Source organism: Frankia sp. CoBUL1, assembly GCF_978021245.1.
Genome location: NZ_CDXDOS010000134.1, coordinates 7805 through 9481 on the forward strand (window position 1 = coordinate 7805; position 1677 = coordinate 9481).

Annotated in this window: 1 protein-coding gene; it reads left to right on the forward strand. The window is 71.0% G+C overall.

Annotated elements, in window-relative coordinates; translation table 11 throughout:
* On the forward strand, positions 1-1591 hold a 1591-nt coding region (locus tag AC08OX_RS11155), incomplete at its 5' end, for an IS1634 family transposase (protein WP_476607748.1).
* Positions 1592-1677: the final 86 nt, after the last annotated feature.

A 1677-nucleotide genomic window follows, 5' to 3' on the forward strand; every position in this document is an offset into this window, starting at 1 on the left:
CACCGAGGACGAGGTGATCGCCCGCCTGGCCGGGCAGGGCGGTGACGGCTTGGCGCCACCGAGCGCCACCGAGCACCGCCGGTTCGGCGACGTCGCCGCCGTGTGGGGTGTGCTGACCTGCCTGGACGCGGCCGGGATCATCGACGCCCTGGTCGGGGACGCGAAGGTCAGCGGCGGAGTGACGGTCGGGACCTACCTGGCTCTGGCCGCTCTTAACCGGATCTGCGACCCGCGCTCGAAGGCCGGCTTCGCCGAGTGGTACACGACCACCTCGCTGCCCCGGGTCACCCAGATCCCGGCGAAGACGCTCGACCACCGCCGGTTCTGGGACGCGATGGACCGCGTCGAGCTGGACCGGGTCGACGAGATCGAGGCGGCGCTGACCCGCCGGATGATCGAGGTGTTCGGGCTTGACACCTCGGGGCTGATCCTGGACATGACGAATTTCGCGACGTTCCTCGACTCCACGAACACCCGCGCCCCGGTCGCCGCCCGTGGCAAGGCCAAGCAGAAGCGCCACGACCTGCGCCTGGTCGGCCTCGGCCTGGTCGCCACGAGGGACGGCGGGATCCCGCTGCTGTCCCGGGTCTACAAAGGCAGCCAGCCCGATGTCACCCAGTTCACCCCGATGATTGAGGAACTGGCCTGGCGCTACACCGACGCCGTCGCCGCCCCGGCCGGGCTGACGCTCACCTTCGACGCCGGGCAGAACTCCGCGCCGAACTTCACCCGGCTTACCGGCCTGCGCCTGCACTTCGTCGGCTCGGTCCCCCCGTCCGACCTGCCCGACCTGCTCGCCCGCCCCGCCGCCGACCGCACGCTGGTCGACCGCTACGCCGACGAGGGGCTGACCGCGCTCGACACCCGCGCCACGGTCCTCGGCGCGGACCGGCGGGTGATCCTCACCCACTCGCCGACGCTGCATACCGCCCAGCGGGTCGGCTTCGCCCAGACCCTGGGCAAGGCGACCAGCCAGCTTGACGAGCCGGCCGCCCGCCTCGGCCGCGGCCGCACCCGCCGGGGCCGGGCGGCGGTCGAGGCCGACATCGCCACGATCCTCGCCCCGCGCTGGGTCGCCCGGGTGCTGCGCACCGAGCTGACCGGCGACGCTCCCGCCTGCCTGCGCTTGACCTGGACCCACGACGAGACGGCGCAGACCGCCTTGGAAGAGGAGATCTTCGGCAAACGGATCCTGGTCACCGACCACGACGACTGGCCCGTGGACCAGGTCATCGACGCCTACCGTTCCCAGGAGGACCTCGAGGCCGGGTTCCGCCAGGCCAAGGACCCGCACGTGGTGTCGTTCTCCCCGATCCACCACTTCACCGACCACAAGATCCGGATCCACCTGTTCACCTGCGTGCTCGCCCTGGCAGTGGCCCACCTGATGCGGCGGGAGGCCGAGCGCGCCGGGCTGCGCCTGTCCGTGCCGGTCCTGCTGCGCGAGCTCGCCGGCATCGGCGAGACGGTCCTGCTCTTCCAGGGCGAGCGCGGCCGGCCCCGCGTCCGGCGGATGGTCACCCGGATGAACCCGGTCCAGCAGCAGCTCTACGACCTGTTCGCCCTGGAGCGCTACGCGCCCCAGAGCTGACGTGGGTAATACACCCATTCAAGATCGAAATCTCTCTGACCGGCGAAAACGCATGGAGGAGGTCAAGATCTTTGGAAACTCGGGCT